General features: G+C 52.4%; 4 protein-coding genes. 1 reads left to right on the plus strand and 3 read right to left on the minus strand.

The window, feature by feature from the left end; all coding sequences use genetic code 11:
* Positions 1–173: M55 family metallopeptidase (locus tag Q4C89_RS08555; protein WP_303102189.1), on the minus strand; the 173-nt coding region annotated here is incomplete at its 3' end.
* Between the two features lie 45 nt (positions 174–218).
* Here Q4C89_RS08555 and Q4C89_RS08560 point away from each other — a divergent pair.
* A complete protein-coding gene (locus Q4C89_RS08560; RefSeq protein WP_303102185.1) occupies positions 219–500 on the plus strand; it encodes a GNAT family N-acetyltransferase in 282 nt (93 codons plus the stop codon).
* A 72-nt stretch (positions 501–572) separates the two neighbouring features.
* Here the strand turns inward: Q4C89_RS08560 and Q4C89_RS08565 are convergent, their stop codons facing one another.
* Both Q4C89_RS08565 and Q4C89_RS08570 read right to left on the minus strand, forming a co-directional pair.
* A complete protein-coding gene (locus Q4C89_RS08565; RefSeq protein WP_303102186.1) occupies positions 573–1,208 on the minus strand; it encodes a hypothetical protein in 636 nt (211 codons plus the stop codon).
* A gap of 26 nt (positions 1,209–1,234) precedes the next feature.
* Positions 1,235–1,896 (minus strand): hypothetical protein (locus tag Q4C89_RS08570; protein WP_303102187.1); only part of this gene is annotated, 662 nt, incomplete at its 5' end.

A 1,896-nucleotide genomic window follows, 5' to 3' on the forward strand; every position in this document is an offset into this window, starting at 1 on the left:
GCTCCCGCTGCAAACGCGCCCTCAGCAGCAGCGGCGGCCTCGCGGGTCATCTGAATCCTGGCCTTTTCGTACTCGCTGCCACTCACCAGTCCCCCGAATTCCGGCGGGCTGACCTGCACCCACGACGCGACCCCGCAAATGCCTTCCATGTCCACACTGATGACGACTTTCATGGAAGTCAGACTAAAGCGTGGCGCTGGCAAAGGTAGACTGCCGCCATGCCAGAACTCCGTAAAAATGAGCAGCAGAGCCGCTACGAAGTCGTGGAAGGCGGACAGGTCGTCGGGTTTGCCGAGTACCGCCAGGACGGGGAAAAGGTCGTTCTGCCCCACACCGAGGTTGACCCCGCCCACGAAGGCGAGGGCCTGGGCAGTAGCCTCGCCCGCTTCGCGCTGGACGACGTGCGGCAGGCGGGCAAAAAGGTGGTGCCGTCGTGCGCCTTTATTCGCGGCTACATCGAGAAGCACGCCGAATACGCCGACCTTGTGGCCCAGGGCTGAAGGCGGCAAAAAGCAGGCGCGGCAGCGGGGGGAAAAGGCCCACACTGCCGCGCTTCTTTGGTTGAGTTGAGGTCAAGCCATGAGGCGGAGGGTACGCAGGAGCCTGCGGTGGTGTTGCCGCCAATAATGAAAAAAGGCGAAGGCTGCCCCTAAATAAAACAGGGAGACTATGGCATCTCCAACACTAAATTTTCCCTCACCATAGAAGATGCTGGGAATATATGCTAGAAGTACATTTGGGAAAGATAAGCTGATATACTTTTCTCTTCGTTTCTTGGATTCAAAATGCAGTTTGAAAATCAAGAAGGCATTTAGAAAAAGAAAAACCGACCCCTCTAGAATATTATATACGTAATTTGATATAGAAAAATCCCCTTCAGGAAAAGTTGAAATGTATTGGAGATTGAAAGCAAGTGCGTCTGCTGAATTAAGTACCAGGAATAATCCGATCATGCCCATGAATATAGAAAATGAAGTCATAAATATAAGGAATCGATTATCCTGTAATATATCGAGTTCTCCATCTGTCAAATACAGCCGTTTCAATTCCTTGGCGGTGTCTTCCGGCGCACCCAAAACGGGGTCAACGTCAGCGGCGCTGCCCAGTCCCGCGTCTGCCAGATGTTCCCGCGTGTCCTGCGCGATACGGATTTTGACGGCGCTTGGCAGGTCAGCGGTAGCGATATGCAACCAGTTCTCAGCATTCATAGTCCTCTCTCCTGGGGGTTTGACAGTCAGGCCATGAGTCGGACGGTACGCACGAGCTTTTGCCGCTGCTGCCGCCATTGTTGGAAAGAGTGAAAAACGAGGAGCAAATAAGATACACCAACAAAGCTAAGGTGCCCGTCAAAGGTCATAAATGCAAACGGAATGAGAAAAGTCGTAAGGGATAAGAAAACGTACTGCATCCTTTCTAAACGACTTAGAGTTAAGGATTTGAGCAAAATAAAAAAGCTGAACGAGAATGACAGAGAACCTGAAATAATAGGCGATAATTGCTCCGCCCAAGTCTTAGATATGGTAGAGCCATGTGCAACGGCGCTCAGATGATAATACAGTGCCGAAGAAGCGTAAAAAGCCGACATTAAAACGCACAAGGCCCAAACACCAGTGAAAACAGCAAAGAACAGAAAGAATCGGTCATTTCCCAAAGCCTTAAGTTCCTTCTCAGTCAAGTACAGCCGCCTCATCTCTTTAGCGGTGTCTTCCGGCGCACCCAAAACAGGCTCAACGTCAGCGGCGCTGCCCAGTCCCGCGTCTGCCAGATGTTCCCGCGTGTCCTGAACGATGCGGGTTTTGACCACCTCCGGCAGTCCGTCCGTCGCCACTCTCAGCCAGGTATCTGCGTTCATACCGTCCCCCCCAGAATGTTGCGGATAGCCCGCATCTGCCCTTC

It is taken from the genome of Deinococcus sp., from assembly GCF_030523985.1.
Taxonomy (GTDB): Bacteria; Deinococcota; Deinococci; order Deinococcales; family Deinococcaceae; genus Deinococcus.